General features: G+C 44.8%; 4 protein-coding genes and 1 pseudogene. 3 read left to right on the top strand and 2 right to left on the bottom strand.

Features of this window, described 5'->3' with window-relative positions; translation table 11 throughout:
* Positions 1-215 (bottom strand): annotated as a pseudogene (gene phhA / locus AACT21_RS05960) (phenylalanine 4-monooxygenase); the annotation flags it as partial.
* A gap of 271 nt (positions 216-486) precedes the next feature.
* Between phhA and AACT21_RS05955 the strand changes: the two are divergent.
* Both AACT21_RS05955 and AACT21_RS05950 read left to right on the top strand, forming a co-directional pair.
* Entirely contained in the window at positions 487-2,460 is a 1,974-nt protein-coding gene (locus AACT21_RS05955) for an acetoacetate--CoA ligase (protein WP_094164187.1), read from the top strand.
* Positions 2,461-2,592: 132 nt separating this feature from the next.
* Complete coding sequence (locus AACT21_RS05950) at positions 2,593-3,528, top strand: LysR family transcriptional regulator (protein WP_094164186.1); 936 nt, start codon at positions 2,593-2,595, stop codon at positions 3,526-3,528.
* 301 nt (positions 3,529-3,829) lie between these two features.
* On the opposite strand, the gene AACT21_RS05945 is transcribed toward AACT21_RS05950, so the two are convergent.
* On the bottom strand, positions 3,830-4,411 hold the full coding sequence (locus AACT21_RS05945; RefSeq protein WP_049785471.1) for a class I SAM-dependent DNA methyltransferase: 582 nt from the start codon (positions 4,409-4,411) through the stop codon (positions 3,830-3,832).
* Between the two features lie 213 nt (positions 4,412-4,624).
* Here AACT21_RS05945 and AACT21_RS05940 point away from each other — a divergent pair.
* On the top strand, positions 4,625-5,466 hold an 842-nt coding region (locus tag AACT21_RS05940; RefSeq protein ID WP_094164185.1), incomplete at its 3' end, for a LysR family transcriptional regulator.

Genomic DNA, 5,466 nt, shown 5'->3' with positions numbered 1-5,466 from the left:
GTTTCACGTTGCAAAATACGGTTGATATCGGGCAACTGAGGAACCTGATCTTTAGAGAGTTGCAGCATCGCTAACCCATCCAAATAGGCTTGGCATGCTCGCTGCTCAACGACGGTCTCTTGACGTGCGATCAGATCATACCAAATCCGATCCTCTTCGTTACTCCAGTCAATGAAACCTTTGCTATTTAATGGCTTAGAATGATACTGCGTCATACCACAACCTTTTAACAAACCGATTACATTAAGCCTATCGCCTCGTGAAAAGTCTGCCAATCTTAGGCTCGACATCTGACGACGCTCACGCGTAACAAATATTTTACATTTATGGTTTTTTTACTTAGATATCATGGATATGATTATGGCCAACCCGTTTGACTTTACGGCGTTCGCCGACAACACTAAACAGTGCCAACAGATCAGAAAATAAACGGATATATACCCACTTGTTAGGGTTGTAGGGAACGCGATTATGTTTGAAGAAAATTTGACGCCGCACACACCGCTTTGGGTCCCTAGCCAAGACCGCATCAAAGCGTCCAATTTAAACCAGTTTATTGAGCACATTAATATGCAAGGTGAGGCGATAGAAAGCTACTCACAACTGCATCTCTGGTCCGTTGCCGAGAGAAAACAATTTTGGTTAGAAGTGTGGCAATTTTGCGATGTGATCGGCTTTCGTGGTAACTGCATTTACGGTGAGGGGATTGCGAGATGGGACGACTTCACCGCCGCCAGAGACACAATTTGGTTTCCCCAAGCACAATTGAACTACGCGGAAAATCTGCTCTCTTATGCGTTTCAACAACCGGAAGGCATTGCCGTTTGGTTTAAAAATGAAAATGGGCAAAACAAGAAGCTAACATGGCAGCAACTCAGTGATCAGGTTTCTATTATCCAGCAGTGGTTAAAACAAAATGGAGTTGAAAAAGGTGATGTTGTCGCCGGTTACTTACCCTATATGACCGAAACTTTAGTGGCTATGTTAGCGACTACTAGCTTAGGAGCCGTTTGGACATCAACCTCTCCTGATTTCGGAGTCGACAGCGTAGTAGAACGTTTCGGCCAAGTACAACCCAAAATTTTATTCTGCTGCAATGGGTATACTTTTAATGGCAAAACCCATCTCATGGAAGAAAAAAACGGTCAGATTGCCGATGCTATTTCGAGCCTACACAACATTTGTCAGATCGAATATTTACAGCAACGCTCACTCACGGCTGATTTTAACGACGCTTTTTCTGATTGGAATGCGATTCTCGCAAGTTACCTTCCACGTGGGCTACGCTATGAACGCATTGGCTTCAATGACCCACTGTTTATCTTGTACTCATCAGGTACGACAGGTAAACCCAAATGCATCGCCCATTCGGTTGGCGGTACGATTTTAAATCATCTCAAAGAGCATCAATTACACTGTGATATTCAACCGGGCGATCGTGTGTTTTATTACACCACTTGTGGGTGGATGATGTGGAACTGGCATGTTTCGGCGCTCGCTAGCGGTGCTACGTTGGTTATTTATGATGGTAGCCCAATGTATCCGCAACCGGGTGTATTGTGGGATTTGGCAGAAGAAGCCAACATCACTTTGTTCGGTACATCGGCCAAATATTTAGAAGCACTGCAAAAAACAGCGTATTCACCGAGCGATTACTACCCTCTCTCCTCACTGAAAACATTGTGTTCAACAGGTTCGGTTTTGTACCCAAAACAGTTTGATTATGTATACGCCAACATAAAAGCGGACTTACACCTCGCCTCTATCTCGGGTGGAACCGATATTTGTGGCTGCTTCGTGCTTGGCAACCCCATATCGCCGGTGTATCGAGGAGAATGCCAAGGCGCAGGCTTAGGACTTGATGTCGCCGTATTTAACGACCTTGGTCAACCCGTGATGCAACAACGGGGAGAGTTAGTCTGCCGCAACAGTTTCCCTAATCAACCCATCGGGTTTTGGCATGACGATGGCCAACGTTATCACGATGCGTATTGGAGCAAGTTCTCTGGTGTATGGCACCACGGTGATGAAGTTGAGTGGACCGACAATGGGGGAATACGTTTTTATGGGCGCAGTGACACCACCTTAAACCCTGGAGGTGTGCGTATCGGCACGTCGGAAATTTATCAGCAAGTAAATAGCTTGCCTGAAATACAAGATTCGGTCGCAGTGGGTCAGAAAATCGATAATGATGAGCAGATCATCCTTTTTGTACAACTGGCTCCACAGTGCGAACTCAACACCCTACTGGTGAACACCATCAAACAGCGCCTAAGAGAAAACTGCTCCCCTCGTCATGTACCTGCGCAGATCCATTCCATCAGTGATGTCCCGCGCACCAAATCCGGAAAACTGGTAGAACTCGCGGTGAAGCAACTACTTCATGGCGAGACAGTCAAAAACTTAGGTGCCATTGCCAATCCTCATGTATTAGAAGAAATCCACGCGCTGTTTACATAAACACGATTCTCGAAATAAAGGCGATGGAAGTTGATGTAGGTACATAGCGGTAAATATTTCGGCAGCTTGTCAAATAACCCGCATCTTTTCGTGTAATTTGTCAGTATGTCAGTGATATGCTTTTGAAAAAGTTTGGAGGAACCGCCTTTATTTATGGATTATATTCACCTTTCAAGAATCAGTTTAAAACACTTAACAGCGCTACACGTCATGCTCAGTACCTGCAGCGTCACGCAGACAGCAGCCCAGCTCTGCATTAGCCCTTCAAGCATCAGTAAAAACTTGTCGCAATTGCGCATTCTCTTGGAAGATGAACTATTTTATCGTGACGGTACACATTTGATACCTACCCCTTTCGCGCTACAAATGGGCCCCACTGTCCATTCAATCCTCTCTAGCATGAATGGATTGCTGCATCACTCAAATTTCGAACCTCAACATTATCAGGGGAAATACCGCCTTGCGATGCGAGAAAGTGCCTTTGAGTTGTTTGCTCCTATTTTGACAAACGTAATAAAAAATCATGCACCGCAAGCTTCCTTTACTATCTACTCGAAAGATCACTATGGCTTCGACGCCCTGCAAAGCGGGCTGATTGATTTCGTCATTTTGCCACACGATATCAGCCAGCCCCCAACGCGAGATAAAGAACTCGTGTGGGAAGTGATTGCTCACGATGAAATGGTCTGCTTAATGCGTAGTGATCATGCTTTAGCCAATGAAGTACTCACTATCGATCACTACCTTGCTCAATCGCATATCGGCATCATGGACAAAGAGCTGGCTGAACCTTTTTTTGAACAGAATTTAGCTCAATCTCATCGAGCTCGTCATGTTCCGGTTGTTGTTGCTGACTTTGGTGCGGCCGCCATCTTATGCAAACATACTGACTCACTCTTTACTTGCTCCAAACGCTGGGCGGAACAAGCGATGCAAGCTAGGGAGTTGCTCATCAAACCATTACCTTTCAATTATGGGAAAGTGGCTTACAGCTTAGTGTGGAACAAGCCCAGTATGAACGACCAAGCTTTGAAATGGTTGTGTGATCAGCTCAAAAAACCACACTGAACTGATGTTTGTGAATCAACATTGAAAATTTAGCTCAATGCTTAAAATAAAGAAGGCCAGCACTATTTTGCGCTGGCCTTCTTTATTTATCTTCTGATGTGCTTTTATTTTTGCTTAACCCTAGCCATGAGTTATCAGTCAACAAACAGAATTATTCGTGATCAATGCCTTATAGTCTTCTGTGGAGTGACTATCATGACACTTATCAACAAGCTAGAGCTTACGCAAGTTGGTCATTATGGAACAGTGAAATAATGTAAATAAGCCATTCTCAATCTGGAAAACCATCGACTTTATGATGTTATTTCCTACCAATGCCCATCACTACTGGCGCTAGACCTTTTGAATTTTTAATCTCGAACGCAACTGCGGTTTCCACTTGGCTAAAACCTGCGCTTTTCAGTTGTGTCTCAATTTGGTTTTGGCTAAGACCATAGTCAGGATCATCTTCTTCAACCAACCAGTCCCAATGAATAAAAACGCCATGCTCATCTAATAGAGAATGAATGATGGTAAATACTTCATTAAGATTCGGCACAAACGCGCACACAGATGACGCCACAACAAGATCGAATTGTTTGCGAAAGGCAGGATGTTGCGCGACTAGACCACGGGTCAGAAAATCCACCACGGGTTCAACGTTGACCAACTCTTTTTTATCCAACTCTTCAATCATGGCCTCAGAGCCATCGAGCGCGACAATATCTCTGGCATGGCGAGACATCATTTGGCTCAGCAAGCCCGTACCACACCCGAAATCAAGAACATGTTTACCTTCGAGAGTGACCCGTTTCTGCAATTGCTGAAACACATTTTGAGCAAAAAGCGTTGTGGATTCGTCCTGCTCCCACTGAGCCGCACACTCATCCCATTCGTTCGCCATCATGGCCTCCGTGTTACTTCTTGTATTGGGGAAATTTTCCCAAGAATAAACCAAAACTGTGTTACGTTCATAGAGTTACAGCTCAATCTTGACGAAGAAATGATGAACTGGCTTTGATTGGCGAGAAAACCGTCAGTTGGTAGAAGAACATCAGATAGGCAGTGGTACTAAAATTGTTTATGATCAACCCATTATTGTGCCTTAGAGAACGTTATGAACCTTTCTCAAATTGAAGCATTTTTCTCTGTCGCGGACACTGGCTCAGTCTCCGAAGCGGCGCGACAATTAGAATGTAACCGAACCAAACTCAGTATGGCGATTAAAGCGTTGGAGAAAGAGCTCGATACCGCTCTTTTTGTGCGCACCGGCAACAACCTGACTTTATCTGAAGCGGGGAAAGCAATTTATAAAGATTGTGAAAGTGTTTTGGTGACCATTGCGCGTATAAAACACACCTGTACGCAAATATCACGGGGCTTCAACGCCGAGATGTGGATTGCCCGTGATGATTCTCTTCCTGATGCCTTGTGGCAAGATTTTGCACACCAGCTGAATAATCGTTTTCCCGCGACCTCGTTTAACCTTGTATTGGCTTCAAGCGGCGACTTAGCCAACTTGATTGCCACTCATCAAGTCGATTTTGCTTTTGGCGTCGATTACGAAAGAATCAACGACCCGCGGATCACTTATCAACCTTTGGGTAAAATCCGGATGATGTCGGTGTGCAAAAGTGACCACCCGCTAACTAAAATTTCGCGAGTCACCGACGAAGAACTGCGCAGAGCAATGCAAGCCGTGATGGTCTATTTAAACGAAAAAGATAACCCCGAATTACAACCTTTCTCTCGTCGCTACATTGGCTTCTCCAGCTTCGATTACATGCTCAATACCATCTTGACTGAGAATGCATGGGGCGTATTGCCAGAACCTTTAATTCGCCACTTCCTACGTGAACAAAAACTAACGGTGATTAAGCACACCTACGGTCTCACTCAAGAAGATTACTGCATGTTTACGGCCACGGGCATGGCCGAACACCCTGGCATGAACTGGTT

The organism is Vibrio sp. V08_P9A1T1, assembly GCF_963874405.1.
In the GTDB taxonomy this organism is placed as follows: domain Bacteria; phylum Pseudomonadota; class Gammaproteobacteria; order Enterobacterales; family Vibrionaceae; genus Vibrio; species Vibrio anguillarum.
This window is presented reverse-complemented; position numbering and strand designations above follow the sequence as displayed.

Bases quoted from the DNA above. Each gene is read 5' to 3' on its own strand.
- AACT21_RS05945 (WP_049785471.1), bottom strand. From the start codon at position 4,411: ATGGCGAACGAATGGGATGAGTGTGCGGCTCAGTGGGAGCAGGACGAA.